Below are 14,121 nucleotides of genomic sequence, written 5' to 3' on the forward strand. Positions count from 1 at the left end.
CCGGGGATTTCCAGCCGATCATGCCCGGACGATCCGTGCGGGCGATGGCGGCCCTGCGCCATGGCTTGCGTTTCCTGATCATTTTTATAGGAATAATTTTTGAAAGGTATTTCCGCACAGCTCAGGGAGCGGCGATGGGGTATCCTGCCGAATTCCGCCCGCGCATGCAGGCCAGGACTCGGGCCCTGCGAACGCTGGAGCCGCTGGCCTTTCAGACCCTGGAAGGGGCCGTCGCCGATGTCTGGGCCGTCCATGGTGAGGCCGGCGGCGGTGGTCACTACATCGCTCCGGATCCGCGGATCGTGATCTTCCTTGATGACCAGCCGCCGCCGATGGTCCTGCGCGCCGGCTCGCCCGAGGCGGCACCGATCGTGGCTCAGGCGTTCTTCATGCCGGCCGATCTGCCGATGTGGGCCCGGATGCAGAGCCCCGCCCGGATGACCCATCTCGACATTCACTTCGAGCATGCCGCGCTGGAACGCCGGCTGGCGGCGGGGCGGCTGCGGGTCGATCTGGCCCGGCCCCGCCTGCTGGCCAGCAACACCTCGCTGGTCGCACTCGGGCGCATGGCCGCAGCCGAGATCCGCAGCCCCCGCGCAGGACGGATGCTGCTGGACGGTCTGCTGACGGCGGTGCTGGCCGAACTCTTTGCGGCAGGGCCGGTTGTCACCGGCCCTTCCCGGCACGAGGCGACAGGCCGCCTTGCCCCCTGGCAGATGGCGGCGGTGCGCAGGCTGGTCGAGGAGAACATGGCGCGGCCTGTGTCCGTCGCCGACATGGCCCGGGCCGCCCGTCTCTCGGAAAGCTGGTTCGCCCATGCCTTTCGTGCCGAAGTCGGCCAGCCGCCGCATCGGTGGCTTGCCGGGCTGCGACTGGAACGGGCCGCCCAGATGATCCGGGAGGGCGCGCGCCCGCTGGCCGAGGTGGCCCAGATGACGGGTTTTGCCGATCAGTCCCATCTGTCGCGTCGCTTTCGCGCCCATTTCGGGATGACCCCAACCGATTGGCGGCGCGCACAAGGCCGCAGATCCGAACAAGCCGAAGCAGGATCCTTCAAGACCGGCCGGGAAATCTGGAGTTAAACGCTCGGGATTTTTTCGACTCGAATGGACATCGCCCATGATGCTTTCCCGTCTCCTCCTGCTTGGCAGCAGCGGCCTCGCGCTGATCGCGCCGATGGCCCTGGCCCAGCAGACCGAAGAAGGCCGCCCGACCTTTCTGGGTGTGATCGATCTGGAGTTCGGCGAGAATCCCACCGCGCCGCTTGAAGGTCCCGTCGCGCGATCCGCGGCCACGACCAAGACAGGCACACCCATCGCGGAAACGCCGGTTTCGGTCTCTGTCGTGCCGCGTTCCCTGATCGAGGCGCAGGGGGCCGCCAATCTGGCCGAGGCGCTGACCTATTCCGCCGGGATCGTGGCCGAGAACTATGGCGGCGATCCCCGCTTTGACAGCCTCTATCTGCGCGGCTTCAACCTCGAGAACGACAAGTTCCTGGACGGGCTGCGCCTGATGCGTTCGACCCAGTATCCGACCAGCGCGCCCAGCTTCGAGCTCTACGGGATCGAGCGTGTCGAGGTGCTGCGCGGCCCGGCCTCGGTGCTCTATGGGGCCGGCACCCCGGCGGGTCTGGTGAACCTGGTGCAGAAGCGCGCGCAGGCCGATGGCGATTTCACGGAGCTGGGTTTCGGAGCCGACAGCAACGGATCCCTAGCCCTCTATGGCGACATGAACCGCGTCGTGGACGACCGTTTCGCCTATCGGATCACCGGCAAGCTGGGCAATCAGCGCACCGATGTGCGGGACATCGACAACGAGCGCGCCTATCTGGCCTTTTCGGCCAGCTATGCCCTGACCGACGCGACCGAGCTGGAGTTCATGGCCAGCCGTCACGACGACGCGCCGATCTCGCCCACCGGGGTGCCGAACGGCTTTGTCGGGATCTACGATCTGGACGATCTGCGAGACTTCGACTTTGCCGATCCGTCCGTGAACAGCAGCGATCGCGCGATGACCACGCTCTCCTTCGGGGTCACGCATGACTTCGGGACCGGCTGGAAGCTGAACGGCACCTTCCGCTACACCGATTTCGACTGGACCTATCGGAACATCTACATCTCCGGCAACACCGGTTCGATCGTCCATCGCGGCGTGATCGACCAGGACGAACATTTCGACAGCCTGGCCTTCGACCTGCGGCTGGCGGGCAGCCTGACCACAGGCGCGATCGATCATGCCCTGACCTTCGGGCTCGATGCCCAGCGGTTCAACGAGCAGGCGACCACGGCCTTCTCCGCCACGGATGACATCGACTACTCGCGCCCAGCCATGGCGACCTGACCATCGGCGCCCCCTGGTATCTGGCCGACAAGACGGTCGATGCCGAACAATACGGGCTGTACGGGCTGGACGAGATGGCCTGGGGCCACTGGCGCGCGACGCTGGGCCTGCGGCATGACTGGACCCATCAGTCGGGCGGCAATGCGACGACCTTCGGGGATACCGATTTCGGGCGCGACGATGAGGCCACGACCGGTCATGCCTCGGTGGGCTATGCCTTCGACAACGGGCCCTTTGTCTATCTGGCCCATGCCACCTCGTTCCTGCCGCAGATCGGCACCGATGTGGATGGCAATCCGCTGCGCCCGACCCGCGGACGGCAGTGGGAGCTGGGCGCCAAATGGCAGCCTTCGGCTCTCGAGGGGTTGTTCACCGCCGCGCTCTATGACCTGACCGAATACAACCGCACGACGGTGGTCGGACCGGGTTACCCCGCCCCCGTCGCCCAGACGGGCGAGGTCAACATCCGCGGTCTGGAACTCGAAGGCGTGGCCGAACTGGGTGCCGGCTGGACGCTCAAGGGCGCCTATACCTTTGCCGACAGCCGCATCAGCGGCGACAATGACGGCAACGAGCTGGCCAATACACCGCGCCATTCGGCGGCGCTCTGGCTTGCCCATGAGATCCAGGGCGGAATCATGGAGGGGCTCACCCTGTCGGGGGGGGCTGCGTTACATCGGCGAACGCTGGTCCTCGGATGAGAACACGACCCGGCTCGAGGCTGTCACGCTCCTCGATCTGGGCGCCAGCTATGCCTGGGACAATGGACTGGAGCTGCAGGTCAACCTGACCAATGCGGCCGACAAGGCCTATGTCTCGGCCGTCGGGTTCAGCTCCAGCTATATCGGCGATGGGCGGAACCTGCAGGCGAATCTCACCTACCGGTTCTGATCCGTGGATCGCGGGCCGCCGCCTGGTCCGGCCGGCGGTCCCGGAAGGCCGGTGACGGGGACAGGGACGGAACCGCCATGATCCCCGGCATCGGCCTCGTGACGGGGTGATTTCCCGGCCCGCAGGGGGCTGTTCCGGCCGGCCCCGTTCCGGCAGGAACCCGGCCCCACCCCCCGGGGTCGGCAGCGGGCATGCAGCGGCGTCCCACAGCGCCGGGGAGGGGGCGGCTAATGCCCCTCGAAGGCGCAGAGCGTATGGACCCGATGGCCGGCGTCCTCGAGCAGCCGCCGCCTGCCCAGGTCGGGCAGATCGACGACAAAGGCACAGCCCACGGCTTCTCCGCCCAGCCGCTCGATGAGGCGCAGTCCCGCCAGCGCCGTTCCCCCGGTGGCGAGCAGATCGTCCACCAGCAGCACCTTCTCTCCGGGCCGGATCGCATCCTCATGCGCCTCGAGCACGGCAGTGCCGTATTCGAGATCATAGGCCTGTTCGATGGTGCGGCCCGGCAGCTTGCCCTTCTTGCGCAGCGGCACGAAACCTGCCGAGAGCTGATGCGCCACGGCCCCGCCGAGGATGAAGCCCCGCGCCTCGAGCCCCGCCACCTTGTCGAAGCGTGTTCCCGCCCAGGGCAGCAAAAGCTGATCCACGGCCATGCGGAATCCCCGCGCATCGCCGAAGAGGGTTGTCACGTCGCGGAACAGGATCCCCGGCCGGGGAAAGTCGGGGATCGTGCGGATATAGTCCTTTACGGTAAAGGCCTGGGTCACGGGGAACCTCCCGGATAGTGGCGGCGCAGGGCCTCGCGGTCCTGCGGGCCGAGATGGGCGACGCTGTTGCTGTCCTCGGCAAGGACAGACAGGCTGTCATAGAGAGGGTTGCGGATATCCGTCATCAGTCCCATCGCCTGGGTCAGTTCCTCGAGCATGATGGGCAGGATGTCGGCGGGGGGGATTGTCTCAGCCATCACGATCGCGGCAGAGGTCAGAGCCATGCGATCATCCCACCAGATGGTGACGAGCGCAGCCTCGATCGGCGAGCCATCCACGCCCTCGATGCCGGTGCCGGTGATCAGCCCTCCCTCCGGCACGCGCGGCAGATGCACGGTGATGTCGGCCGCCGCGGCCGCCGCGACGCGGCGCAGGCGCAGCGCGGCACCGACGCTGTTGATCTCGGCGATGGCATGATCGAGAGCGACGGACATCCGCCGTGCCGTGCCTTGAGGATAGCCGGGGGGCGGGTCGAGCAGCGCCACGCGCAGATCGATGGCCTTTTCGGGCGGCCAGCGGACGGGGTCGAGCGTGCAGGGCCCGCCAGGCAGCGCCCGGCAGGAGACCAGGCGATAGAAATCCTCGCCCGAAAGCTTGCCTGTGGTGGCCAGCCAGTCGGCCTGCTGGGCAGGGGCCTCCGTCGCGAGAAGGCCGGCGAGGATCAGGGCGGCCCTGCGGCTCACAGGACGCGGCCGGCGATGGAGCGCAAGCGCGCCACGAGGGCGGGGTCGCGGGCCTCGGGCGCCGTGACCACGGCGTGATCGAGTGCGCGGTCGCAGCCATGCGGACAGGGATGCGGGGTCAGCTGCGCGGGCATCCGCATGGCGAGGGTCCGCCCGGCTTCGGCATTGGCCGCCAGCACCGCCAGGACGGCGGCCACATCGACTGCCCCTTCGCCCTCCCGCCAGGCGTCATAGTCCGTCACCATCGCCACGGTCGCGTAGCAGAGCTCGGCCTCCCGGGCGAGGCGGGCCTCGGGGAGCATCGTCATGCCGACCACGTCGCAACCGAGACTGCGCCAGAGGCGCGATTCGGCGCGGCTGTTGAATTGCGGCCCCTCGATGCAGAGATAGGTGCCGCCCTCATGGACCGTGGCGCCCGTTTCGCGTGCGGCGGCGGCCGCCAGGGCCGACAGGCGGGCGCAGGTGGGATGGGCCAGGCTGACATGGGCCACGCAGCCCGTCCCGAAGAAGGAGGACGGCCGCCCCGTCGTGCGGTCCACAACCTGATCGACAACCACCAGATGGCCGGGGGCCATCTCCTCGCGGAAGGATCCGACGGCCGAGATCGACAGCACATCCGTCACGCCCAGCGCCTTGAGGGCGGCGATGTTCGCGCGTGCCGGCAGCTCTCCCGGCGCGATGCGGTGGCCGCGCCCGTGCCGGGGCAGAAAGCTCACCGGCAGGCCGCCTAGCCGTCCCGTGAGGATGGCATCCGAAGGGCGGCCCCAGGGCGTGTCGATCGCGCGCCATTCCGCCCCTTCGAGCGGCAGGCCGTAGAGCCCCGATCCGCCGATCAGTCCGAGATGCATCATGAGGAAGGCCTCCGCGAATCCGCTCCGAACCTGCCGCGCGCCGCGCCAGCGTGCAACATCCCGGCCATGCGCTCCTTGTCCGGCGCATGCGCCCGTGCCATGGTCTGCCCATCCCCGGGCCGGAGAAGCGGGAGGGTTCCATGTCCATCCAGACCTACGGCGGAAGCTGCCAGTGCGGGGCGGTCCGGTTCTCTGCCGATCTCGATCTTGACCGCTCGGTGATCTGCAACTGCTCGCGTTGCCGGCGGATGGGGTTCGTCCTGGCCTTCGCCCCGATCGCCGCCTTCCGCCTCGAATCGGGCGAGGATGCGACGACGGAATACCGCTTCAACCGCGGCGTCATCGCCCATCGCTTCTGTCGGGTTTGCGGGGTGGAGGCCTATGCGACGGGCCAGGGGCCGGACGGCACGCCCATGGTGGCCGTCAATGTCAACTGTCTGGATGGCGTGGATCCGCGTGCCCTGACCCCCGGCTTCTACGACGGGGCCAGCGTCTGAGCCCGTTCAGCGCGGCCGGTCCATGGCAAAGATGTCGCGTATCACGGCGTAATCGCGGTAGCCCAGGCGCGCCACAGGGCTGTAGCGCGTGACGTCGAAACGGCCCTCCACCAGGCAGTCGTCACGCAGATGCACCCCCGTCACCGCGCCGAGCACGAGCCAGTTGGCCTCTCCCGCCAGCCGCAGGATCCGCGTGAGACGGCATTCGAGTGCGGCAGGCGCCCCGGCCACGCGGGGACAGTCGATGGTCTCGCAGCGGACCTTGGAGAGGCCGACGGCCTCGAACTCGTCCGTGCCGGCGGGCCAGTGGGCCGAGCTGGCATTCATCGCCTCGCGCTGGTCCCAGCCCACGATGTTGACGCAGAAGACCCCGGTCTCGCGGATGGCGCGCAGGCTGTCCTTGGGGTTTCCATCGGGCTTGAAGCCGTTCGAGGCGAACATGACCTGCGGCGGCTCGGCTGCGACGGCATTGAAGAAGGAATAGGGGGCCAGATTGTCGCGCCCCGCCCCGTCGCGGGTCGAGATCCAGCCGATCGGGCGGGGGCTCACGATGGCGTGAAAGGGGCTGTGGGGCAGGCCATGGCCTTCGGCCGGGCGATAGAACATGGGTCGGGTCCTTGACTGCGAGGCGCTGAAGAAGGCGTTGACTGCCGCGCCGCCCATGATACGGGCCGCGCGCGCCTCCGCCAGAGGGGGCGGGAGGGGCGGGCATGACGGTCATCGAACAGGAAACGGCCGCAGACCACGATGCTGTCGAGGCCTTGCTCGACCTGTGCTTTGCCCCGGGGCGCGAGGCCCTGTCCTCCTATCGTCTGCGCGACGGGGTGGCTCCTGTGGCGGCGCTGTGCCTCGTCGCGCGCGAGGAGGATGGATCGCTGGCCGGCGCGATCCGCAACTGGCCCGTGCGCATCCTGTCGCCGGGGGGAAAGAAATGGGCGCTGCTGCTTGGTCCTGTCGCCGTCCATCCGACGCGTCAGGGCGAAGGGCTGGGCGCAGCGCTGATCCTGCGCGCGCTCGAGGGGGCACGCAGAGACGGGTGGAGCCGGGTGCTCCTTGTGGGCGATCTGCCTTATTACCGCCGCTTCGGCTTCCGCCGGCTGGAAGGGGTGGAGATGCCCCCTCCCACCAATCCCGACCGGATCCTGGGTCTGGCGCTGCGCGAAGGCGCCTGGGACGGGGTGACGGGCCGGGTCGTCCGCGCGCCCGGCTGATCCGTCCCGCTTGCAGACGGCGACGGCGGGCGGCACTCTGACCGCGACGGATCGAGGAGGCGGCATGGATCTGGTGGCAGAGGCTGCGGCCGTGCGGGAGAGGGCCTATGCGCCCTATTCGGGGTTCAAGGTTGGTGCAGCGATCCGGGCCGAGGGGGGACGCATCCATCTGGGCGTCAATGTCGAGAATGCGGCCTATCCCGAAGGCACCTGTGCCGAGGCTGGGGCCATCGCGGCGATGATTGCGGCGGGCGATTCGCGCATCGCCGAAATTGCCGTGATCGCCGATGCGCCCCGTCCCGTCCCCCCTTGCGGCGGCTGCCGCCAGAAACTGGCCGAATTCGCCGGCCCCGAGGTGCGAGTGACGCTGGCCACCACGCGCGGGGCACGGCTCGAGACGACGGTGGGCGCGCTGCTGCCTGGTGCCTTCCTTGCTGCGGATATGGAACGGTGAAGGTCGCCAGCCCCGATGCCCGGACCGTCAATGCCCGCCTTCGCCGGGGCGAGGAACCCTCGGCCGAGGAGCTGGCCTGGTTTGCGAGAGGCCTCGCCTCGGGCGAGGTGACGGATGCCCAGGCCGGGGCCTTTGCGATGGGGATCTGCCTGCGCGGCCTGTCCGAGGCCGGGCGCGTCGCCCTCACGCTCGCCATGCGCGATTCGGGTCATGTGCTGCGCTGGGATCTCGACCGCCCGGTGCTCGACAAGCATTCGACCGGCGGTCTGGGCGATGCCGTGTCGCTGATCCTCGCCCCCGCGCTGGCCGCCTGCGGGGTGGCGGTGCCGATGATCTCGGGCCGGGGCCTGGGGCATACGGGCGGCACACTCGACAAGATGGAGGCCATCCCCGGCGTCGAGCCGAAGGTCTCCGAGGAGGCGCTGCGCCGCATCGTGGCCGAGGCGGGATGCGCCATCGTCGGCGCAACGGCCGAGATCGCCCCCGCCGATCGCCGTCTCTATGCCATCCGCGACGTGACGGGCACCGTCGAATCGATCGATCTGATCACGGCCTCCATCCTGTCCAAGAAGCTGGCGGCCGGCCTTCAGGGCCTAGTCCTTGACGTCAAGGCCGGATCGGGCGCCTTCATGAAGACCGACGCCGAGGCGATGGCGCTGGCGCGCAGCCTCGTGGACACGGCAAGGGGTGCGGGCTGTCCGACGGCCGCCTTCGTCACCGACATGGACGAGCCGCTCTGCTCCGCGCTCGGCAATGCGGTGGAGGTGGCGCTCTGCCTGCGCGTGATGGAGGGCGACCGCCTGGCCGCGCCGCGCCTGCATGACCTGACCGTCGCGCTGGGAGGGCGGCTGCTGGCCCTTGCCGGCGAGGAGGAGGGCGAGGGCGAGGAGCGCATCGCCCATGCCATCGCCTCGGGCGCGGCGATGGAGCGCTTTGCCCGGATGGTCGCCCTGATGGGCGGGCCGGCCGACATCGCGCAGGGCTGGCGCGACCGTCTTCCCCGTGCCCCGGTCGTCCGCCCGGTTCCCGCCCCGGAGGCCGGCCATGTCGCCGCCTTCGACGGCGAGGCGCTGGGCCTCGCGGTGGTCCGCCTCGGCGCCGGCCGCATGAAGGAGACGGACAGCGTGGATCCGGCCGCAGGTCTGACGGAGGTCGTCTCCCTCGGCGCCTCTGTCGAACGCGGCGACCCGCTCGCCCTCGTCCATGCCCGCGACGAGGCCTCTGCGGCCCGCGCCGTGGCCGAGGTGCAGGCGGCGATCCGCATCGGCGGGCGGCCCTGCCCTGGGCCGCTCATCCGCGCCCGGATCGGCTGAGCCGGGCTTGGCGGGCCCTTCCGCCTGCGCTAGGACCACCCGAACGCGAAGGAGAGGGAACGGCGATGGCGGCACGGGCCGGGCCATGCAGACCCGCGGGCGGCGGAAGGGCAGGGCGATGAGCCGCGCCTTCCTTGTCGTCATGGACTCGGTCGGCATCGGGGGGGCGCCGGATGCCGGGGCCTATTTCAACGGCGCCGTGCCAGATACCGGCGCCAACACCGTGGGCCATGTTGCCCGGACGGTGGGCCTGCGCGTCCCGACGCTCACTGCGATGGGCCTGGGCCATGCGCTGCGTCTGGCCTCGGGGATGGAGGTGCCCGCGCTCCTCGCCCCCGCGACCGGGGCCTGGGGCGCGGCGACCGAGCTGTCACGCGGCAAGGACACGCCATCGGGCCATTGGGAACTGGCGGGCGTCCCCGTCCCCTGGGACTGGACCGTGTTTCCCCGGACGGACCCCTGCTTCCCCCCCGATCTCGTGGCCGAGGTCTGCCGCCTTGCCGGCACGGAGGGTATCCTCGGCAACCGCCATGCCTCGGGGACCAACATCATCGAGGAGGAGGGGGCGGCGCATCTGCGGACCGGCTGGCCGATCTGCTATACCTCGGTGGACAGCGTGTTCCAGATCGCTGCGCACGAGGAGGTCTTCGGCCTCGATCGCCTGATCGCGCTCTGCGAGGGGCTGGCCCCCACGCTTCACGCCATGAAGGTGGGGCGCGTCATCGCCCGCCCCTTCGTCGGCTCGCCGGAGGAGGGCTTTCGCCGCACGCCCCGCCGCCGCGACTTCGCCATCCCCCCGCCTGCGCCCACGCTCTGCGACTGGCTTCATGAGGCGGGCCGCCGCGTGCACGCCGTGGGCAAGATCGGCGACATCTTCTCGATGCGCGGGATCGACACGCTGTCCAAGGGGCCGGACCGCGACCTGATGGGCCATCTCCACCGCCTCGCCACCGAGGCGGAGGACGGCTCGCTCGTCTTCGCCAATTTCGTCGAGTTCGACAGCGACTACGGCCATCGCCGCGATCCGGCCGGCTATGCGCGTCATCTCGAATGGTTCGATGCCGGGATCGGCGCCCTGCTGCCGCTGCTGCGCGCGGGCGACCTGCTGCTGGTGACGGCGGATCACGGCAATGACCCCACCTGGGCCGGAACCGACCACACGCGCGAACGCGTCCCCGTCCTCGCCTGGGGGATCGGCCCGCGGGAGCTGGGCCTCATGGCCTTTGCGGATGTGGCGGCCACCGTCGCCGCGCATCTGGGCGTGCCCCCACGGGGACCGGGAAGGAGCAGACTGTGAGCGACTGGCGCGACAGACCCAAGCTGGAACTGCATCTCCATCTCGAAGGGGCAGCCCCCCCGCCCTTCATCCGCGGTCTGGCCGCGGAAAAGGGTCAGGACCTGTCGCGCCTCTTCGACGAGAGGGGCCATTACCGCCGCGGCAGCTTCGAGGAATTCCTGCGCCTCTATGAGGCCGCCTGCACCGTCCTGCAGACACCCGAGGATTTCCGCCGCCTCACCCTGGCCGTGCTGGAGGACAGCGCCTCGCACGGGGTGATCTATTCGGAGGCCTTCCTGTCGCCGGATTTCTGCGGTGGGGGCGATCTCGAGGCCTGGCGCGACCATCTCGCCGCCATCGCGGATGCCGCGGCCGAGGCCGAGAAACAGTCCGGCATCATCCTGCGCGGCATCGTCACCTGCATCCGCCATTTCGGCCCGGATCAGGCCAGACGCATCGCCCGCTGCGCCGCAGAGACGGCGGGGGACTTCCTCACCGGCTTCGGCATGGCCGGGGCCGAGACGGTGGGCCGGCCGAAGGATTATGCCTGGGCCTTCGACTGCGCGCGCGAGGCCGGGCTGCGCCTGACCTGCCATGCCGGCGAATGGGGTGGCCCGGACATGGTGGCCGACACGCTGCGCGACCTGCGCCCCGAACGGATCGGCCACGGCATCGCCGCCGCCCGCGACCCCGCCCTGATGGACCGGCTGGCCGAGGATGGCATCGTGCTCGAGATCTGCCCCGGCTCCAACGTCTATCTCGGGTCCGCGCCCTCCTGGGACCGCCATCCCATCGCCCGTCTGCGGGAACGGGGGGTGAAGGTCACCGTCTCGACCGACGATCCCCCCTGGTTCCACACCACCATGACCCGCGAATGGGAGGAGCTGGAGCGTGCCTTCGGCTGGGGCGAGGCCGACCTCGCCGAGCTGAACCGGGTGGCGCTCGGGGCCGCCTTCTGCGACGAGGCGACGAAGGAGCGCATCCGCAAGCGTCTGGAGGCCGCATGACCGACATCTCTACAGCTGCGACCCCCGCCCCCGCGATCCCCGAGGGCGTCACGGTCGTCACCCACCCGCTCGTGCAGCACAAGCTGACGATCATGCGCGAGCATGACACCTCGACCGCCTCCTTCCGGCGGCTCCTGCGCGAGATCAGCCTGCTTCTGGCCTATGAGGTCACGCGCGACCTGCCCCTCACGACCAAGCGGATCGAGACGCCCCTCGCCCCGATGGAGGCGCCCGCGATCGAGGGCAAGAAGCTCGCGCTCATCTCCATCCTGCGGGCCGGCAACGGCCTGCTCGACGGCATCCTGGAACTGATTCCCGCCGCGCGCGTGGGCTTTGTCGGCCTCTACCGCGATCCCGAGACGCTCCGCCCCGTGCAGTATTACTTCAAGGTGCCGAGCCAGCTCGAGGACCGCATCTGCATCGTCGTCGATCCGATGCTGGCCACGGGCAATTCCTCGGCCGCCGCCGTGGACCTGCTCAAGCAGGCCGGTGCGCGGGACATCCGGTTCCTCTGCCTGCTTGCCGCGCCCGAAGGCATCGCGCGGATGCGCGCTGCCCATCCCGATGTGGCGATCGTCACGGCGGCCATCGACAGCCATCTGAACGATCACGGCTACATCGTTCCCGGCCTCGGCGATGCCGGCGACCGGATGTTCGGGACGAAATAGCCCCGCCAGGACCAAGTCCTTGCCGCCCGGGCGCGATTCCGTTCGTGCCTTTACAGGCGAATCGTTGTCGGGCAGATTCGGCCGCAACAGCCTCCCGCGCGCGATCCTCTCCTGCGCGGAACGGGGCCGCAGGCGGGGGAACGGATCATGAGGGCTTCGCGCGGCATGGCGGCGGGATTCGCGGTCTGGGCGCTGCTTGCCGCCGGAGGGGCCGGGGCGCAGGGCGGCCCGGCTGAACTGCCGCCGGAGTCCTTTGCGGGCGCCCAATATGTGGACAGCCGGGGCTGTGCCTTCGTCCGCGCCACCCTTTCGGGAGAGACGGTCTGGGTGCCGCGCCTGACCGCCGAACGCAGGCCGGTCTGCGGCCTTGCGCCCAGCCTGGCCGGCGGCGTCTCTCTCGCCGAAGCGGCATCGCCCGCAGCGGCCCCTGCAGAAGAAGGCGCCGCTGCACCTTCGGGCCGCACGGGATCCGGCCCCGGCGCGCCGATCCCGACGGTTGCCCTGACGATGGCGACCCAGCGCCCTGCCTCTTCCGCTGCGCCGATGCCGGTCCGTTCGCCGGCCGGCGCGGCTGCCGCCACCACCCCGATGCCGGTTCCCGGCGCGGCCGGCTGCCATTACGAGATGGTGGGCGGCGCAGCCTATGTTCCGGCCGGTCCGCATTGCGGGGCGGGGCGCGGGGGCACGGTCGTGGTCGTCCCGGTCGAGGCGGCCCAGACCCTCACCCGCACGGCGCAGGCCACGCGCGGGATGGCGTCGCCCGCCTTCGATCCCCTGCTTCCGTTCGATTCCCCGGTCCCGGCTTCCAATCCCGTGGGCCTTGTGCCGCAGGAGGTGGCGCCTCCACCGGGCTATGAACCGGTCTGGGATGACGGCCGCATCAATCCCTGGCGCGGCCTGCCCCGGCCTGTCTCGGGGCCCGTGCTGATGGGCGGGTCGGCGATTCTTCCCTATCCGGGCTGACGGAATCCTGACGGAGCGCGGTGGAGAGCGCGGCAAAAGGGCTTCGCCTCAGCCGCCGCAGATCCCCTGAAGGCTGACCCATTCGGCATCCGTCAGCAGCGGAACCTGCCCCGGCAGGGCCGGGGGGCCGATTTCGGTCATGGGGTCGATGTCGCGGGCATAGGGGCCGGGCGGCACCCCGGCGGCCAGAAGGACAGGCGCCATCTCGTCCGGCGGAGGCGGGGTCGGGGGCGCGCGATCAGCCGTGCCGCATGAGCCTCGAGGACGCCGGGCGCGAAACTGCCTGTTGCCAGAAGCCGCAATGTGGCGAAAGGCCCCGCCGCGTCGAGGACATGGCCCAGCGCGTCGCCGGCGGCCGCCCGTGCGGCCAGCACATGGCCGGCCAGAACCGCCGGTTCGGCCGCCCGCTCCACGATCCTGCGCGGCAGCACCACGATGTCTCCGGGAAGGGCGACCGGCTGGTCCGGGCCGAGCGGCAGCACGACGATCTGCCCTGGTGCCCCCTCGCCGAAGAGCCGGGTCTGCAGGCGCCGCAACGCCTCGGTGCCCAGCTGGTCGCGGCAGGCGGCGCCCAGATCGCGGCTCAGATGTCCCAGGATCGTGGCACCGATCTCGCTGCGCCTGGCGGGGGGGACAACCGCCAGCGCCTCGCGGCGCAGCGCGCCGGGCGCCCAGAACAGGGCTAGGCCCGCCGCAAGGAGCAGCATCCCGGCCAGGACGCCCCGCCTCAGCCGGCGTGACCCCGGATGCCTCCGGGCGACATGGCGGCGCACCGTCTCGATGGCAGAGACCATCAGGTCGTCCTCGATCTCGATGCTTTCGCTGCCCGTCTCGTCGGGGGCAAAGCGCGCGGGCTGCCCACCGGGATTGAGCCGTGTAATCGCCGGCAGGGACCAGTGCGCCACCGGATTGCCGGCGAAATCGGTCATCACCAGCGTGGCATCGCCCAGCGATACCGCGACTTCGACCGCCTCTCCCGTCGCATCGGGGCGCCAGAGCCCCGTGGTCTCGAGCCGTGCATATCGGGTGAGTGCGGTCATGGCCCCATCGATCGTTCCTTCCTGCGACTCTAGCCGAGGGCGGGGGCAGAACGGAAGGCGGGGCCCCGGGATCGCCGATGCCGCGCCCGCGGCAGGTGATTGTGTTGCCGCGGCAGCCCGCTACAGAAGAGCCAGCAGAGGAGAGCAGGTCATGGGCGAG

17 protein-coding genes are annotated in these 14,121 nt (G+C 70.1%); 12 read left to right on the forward strand and 5 right to left on the reverse strand.

The features are described 5' to 3' along the window. Positions 1-20 precede the first annotated feature (20 nt). From RUTHE_RS02005 to RUTHE_RS18140, 4 genes are all read left to right on the forward strand, one after another. Positions 21-1,082 carry an AraC family transcriptional regulator gene (locus RUTHE_RS02005; RefSeq protein WP_245542179.1) on the forward strand — a complete coding sequence of 354 codons (1,062 nt, stop codon included), beginning with the start codon at positions 21-23 and terminating at the stop codon, positions 1,080-1,082. 37 nt (positions 1,083-1,119) lie between these two features. Next, the gene (locus RUTHE_RS17300; protein WP_021096573.1) at positions 1,120-2,340 is read left to right on the forward strand and encodes a TonB-dependent receptor; all 1,221 of its coding nucleotides are present in this window, start codon (positions 1,120-1,122) and stop codon (positions 2,338-2,340) included. A gap of 74 nt (positions 2,341-2,414) precedes the next feature. Then, positions 2,415-3,041, forward strand: coding sequence for a TonB-dependent receptor domain-containing protein (locus tag RUTHE_RS17305; RefSeq protein ID WP_021096574.1), 627 nt, complete (start codon positions 2,415-2,417; stop codon positions 3,039-3,041). Beyond that, positions 2,959-3,231, forward strand: coding sequence for a hypothetical protein (locus RUTHE_RS18140; RefSeq protein ID WP_342662200.1), 273 nt, complete (start codon positions 2,959-2,961; stop codon positions 3,229-3,231). The genes RUTHE_RS17305 and RUTHE_RS18140 overlap by 83 nt, the downstream gene beginning before the upstream one ends. A 227-nt stretch (positions 3,232-3,458) precedes the next feature. Here RUTHE_RS18140 and RUTHE_RS02015 read toward each other — a convergent pair whose 3' ends face one another. From RUTHE_RS02015 to mtnP, 3 genes are read right to left on the reverse strand one after another with little or no spacing between them, the layout of a single operon-like run. After that, positions 3,459-3,998, reverse strand: a complete 540-nt coding sequence (locus RUTHE_RS02015; RefSeq protein ID WP_021096575.1) for an adenine phosphoribosyltransferase — start codon at positions 3,996-3,998, stop codon at positions 3,459-3,461. After that, a complete protein-coding gene (locus tag RUTHE_RS02020; protein ID WP_021096576.1) occupies positions 3,995-4,681 on the reverse strand; it encodes a hypothetical protein in 687 nt (228 codons plus the stop codon). Before RUTHE_RS02020 ends, RUTHE_RS02015 begins: the two co-directional genes overlap by 4 nt. Further along, positions 4,678-5,532 carry an S-methyl-5'-thioadenosine phosphorylase gene (mtnP, locus tag RUTHE_RS02025; protein WP_021096577.1) on the reverse strand — a complete coding sequence of 285 codons (855 nt, stop codon included), beginning with the start codon at positions 5,530-5,532 and terminating at the stop codon, positions 4,678-4,680. The genes RUTHE_RS02020 and mtnP overlap by 4 nt, the downstream gene beginning before the upstream one ends. A gap of 140 nt (positions 5,533-5,672) precedes the next feature. Between mtnP and RUTHE_RS02030 the strand changes: the two genes are divergently transcribed. After that, positions 5,673-6,029: a GFA family protein gene (locus RUTHE_RS02030; RefSeq protein ID WP_021096578.1), complete on the forward strand. Its 357-nt coding sequence runs from the start codon at positions 5,673-5,675 to the stop codon at positions 6,027-6,029. A 6-nt stretch (positions 6,030-6,035) separates the two neighbouring features. Here RUTHE_RS02030 and RUTHE_RS02035 read toward each other — a convergent pair whose 3' ends face one another. Next, positions 6,036-6,635: a flavin reductase family protein gene (locus RUTHE_RS02035; protein WP_021096579.1), complete on the reverse strand. Its 600-nt coding sequence runs from the start codon at positions 6,633-6,635 to the stop codon at positions 6,036-6,038. A 104-nt stretch (positions 6,636-6,739) separates the two neighbouring features. Between RUTHE_RS02035 and RUTHE_RS02040 the strand changes: the two genes are divergently transcribed. The 7 genes from RUTHE_RS02040 to RUTHE_RS15235 all read left to right on the forward strand — a co-directional run bounded on the left by RUTHE_RS02040 (position 6,740) and on the right by RUTHE_RS15235 (position 12,921). Beyond that, positions 6,740-7,240, forward strand: a complete 501-nt coding sequence (locus RUTHE_RS02040; protein WP_021096580.1) for a GNAT family N-acetyltransferase — start codon at positions 6,740-6,742, stop codon at positions 7,238-7,240. Positions 7,241-7,304: 64 nt separating this feature from the next. Continuing rightward, entirely contained in the window at positions 7,305-7,694 is a 390-nt protein-coding gene (locus RUTHE_RS02045; RefSeq protein ID WP_021096581.1) for a cytidine deaminase, read from the forward strand. Further along, on the forward strand, positions 7,691-9,007 hold the full coding sequence (locus RUTHE_RS02050) for a thymidine phosphorylase (RefSeq protein WP_021096582.1): 1,317 nt from the start codon (positions 7,691-7,693) through the stop codon (positions 9,005-9,007). Before RUTHE_RS02045 ends, RUTHE_RS02050 begins: the two co-directional genes overlap by 4 nt. Before the next feature lie 118 nt (positions 9,008-9,125). After that, the gene (locus RUTHE_RS02055) at positions 9,126-10,304 is read left to right on the forward strand and encodes a phosphopentomutase (protein WP_021096583.1); all 1,179 of its coding nucleotides are present in this window, start codon (positions 9,126-9,128) and stop codon (positions 10,302-10,304) included. Then, the gene (locus RUTHE_RS02060) at positions 10,301-11,290 is read left to right on the forward strand and encodes an adenosine deaminase (protein WP_021096584.1); all 990 of its coding nucleotides are present in this window, start codon (positions 10,301-10,303) and stop codon (positions 11,288-11,290) included. The genes RUTHE_RS02055 and RUTHE_RS02060 overlap by 4 nt, the downstream gene beginning before the upstream one ends. Beyond that, complete coding sequence (gene upp, locus RUTHE_RS02065; protein WP_021096585.1) at positions 11,287-11,958, forward strand: uracil phosphoribosyltransferase; 672 nt, start codon at positions 11,287-11,289, stop codon at positions 11,956-11,958. The genes RUTHE_RS02060 and upp overlap by 4 nt, the downstream gene beginning before the upstream one ends. 147 nt (positions 11,959-12,105) lie before the next feature. Continuing rightward, positions 12,106-12,921, forward strand: coding sequence for a hypothetical protein (locus RUTHE_RS15235; RefSeq protein WP_021096586.1), 816 nt, complete (start codon positions 12,106-12,108; stop codon positions 12,919-12,921). A 137-nt stretch (positions 12,922-13,058) separates the two neighbouring features. Here the strand turns inward: RUTHE_RS15235 and RUTHE_RS02075 are convergent, their stop codons facing one another. Further along, on the reverse strand, positions 13,059-13,961 hold the full coding sequence (locus RUTHE_RS02075; protein WP_021096587.1) for a hypothetical protein: 903 nt from the start codon (positions 13,959-13,961) through the stop codon (positions 13,059-13,061). Between the last annotated feature and the right edge of the window lie 160 nt (positions 13,962-14,121).

This window comes from Rubellimicrobium thermophilum DSM 16684 (assembly GCF_000442315.1).
Taxonomy (GTDB): domain Bacteria; phylum Pseudomonadota; class Alphaproteobacteria; order Rhodobacterales; family Rhodobacteraceae; genus Rubellimicrobium; species Rubellimicrobium thermophilum.

Excerpts from the sequence above, each read along its gene's own strand:
- RUTHE_RS02035 (WP_021096579.1), bottom strand. The coding sequence starts at position 6,635 with ATGTTCTATCGCCCGGCCGAAGGCCATGGCCTGCCCCACAGCCCCTTT.
- RUTHE_RS15235 (WP_021096586.1), top strand. The coding sequence starts at position 12,106 with ATGAGGGCTTCGCGCGGCATGGCGGCGGGATTCGCGGTCTGGGCGCTG.
- RUTHE_RS02005 (WP_245542179.1), top strand. The coding sequence starts at position 21 with ATGCCCGGACGATCCGTGCGGGCGATGGCGGCCCTGCGCCATGGCTTG.
- RUTHE_RS02040 (WP_021096580.1), top strand. The coding sequence starts at position 6,740 with ATGACGGTCATCGAACAGGAAACGGCCGCAGACCACGATGCTGTCGAG.
- RUTHE_RS17300 (WP_021096573.1), top strand. The coding sequence starts at position 1,120 with ATGATGCTTTCCCGTCTCCTCCTGCTTGGCAGCAGCGGCCTCGCGCTG.
- mtnP (WP_021096577.1), bottom strand. The coding sequence starts at position 5,532 with ATGATGCATCTCGGACTGATCGGCGGATCGGGGCTCTACGGCCTGCCG.
- RUTHE_RS02075 (WP_021096587.1), bottom strand. The coding sequence starts at position 13,961 with ATGACCGCACTCACCCGATATGCACGGCTCGAGACCACGGGGCTCTGG.
- RUTHE_RS02055 (WP_021096583.1), top strand. The coding sequence starts at position 9,126 with ATGAGCCGCGCCTTCCTTGTCGTCATGGACTCGGTCGGCATCGGGGGG.
- RUTHE_RS02030 (WP_021096578.1), top strand. The coding sequence starts at position 5,673 with ATGTCCATCCAGACCTACGGCGGAAGCTGCCAGTGCGGGGCGGTCCGG.
- upp (WP_021096585.1), top strand. The coding sequence starts at position 11,287 with ATGACCGACATCTCTACAGCTGCGACCCCCGCCCCCGCGATCCCCGAG.
- RUTHE_RS02045 (WP_021096581.1), top strand. The coding sequence starts at position 7,305 with ATGGATCTGGTGGCAGAGGCTGCGGCCGTGCGGGAGAGGGCCTATGCG.
- RUTHE_RS17305 (WP_021096574.1), top strand. The coding sequence starts at position 2,415 with ATGGCCTGGGGCCACTGGCGCGCGACGCTGGGCCTGCGGCATGACTGG.
- RUTHE_RS18140 (WP_342662200.1), top strand. The coding sequence starts at position 2,959 with ATGAGATCCAGGGCGGAATCATGGAGGGGCTCACCCTGTCGGGGGGGG.